This window comes from Halorubrum sp. CGM4_25_10-8A, assembly GCF_005435025.1.
GTDB classification, from domain to species: domain Archaea; phylum Halobacteriota; class Halobacteria; order Halobacteriales; family Haloferacaceae; genus Halorubrum; species Halorubrum ezzemoulense.
Genome location: NZ_SGTX01000069.1, coordinates 1 through 253, shown reverse-complemented (window position 1 = coordinate 253; position 253 = coordinate 1). Strand labels below are relative to the sequence as shown.

Below are 253 nucleotides of genomic sequence, written 5' to 3'. Positions count from 1 at the left end.
GTCTTCGGCCTCACGTAGCAGTTCATCGATTTCTTCCTCAGTCAAGTGATGCTCAATCTCTTTTCGACGTGAGCGCTCCATTACTCTTCTATCAAGCTTAACTAACAAAAGTTTTCATACTCATTAGCGGACACCTACCTCTTCGACTCGTGGTTCGCCCACGATTCTGGCCTTCCTGAACTCATCGAATCCTCCGACAAAGACTGGATCGGCCCGCTCCGGAGCAACCGACAGGTGACCTACGGCGGCGAAG

1 pseudogene is annotated in these 253 nt (G+C 51.4%); it reads left to right on the top strand.

The features are described from left to right. Nucleotides 1–126: 126 nt before the first annotated feature. Nucleotides 127–253, top strand: a pseudogene (locus EXE52_RS18160) (IS701 family transposase); the annotation flags it as partial.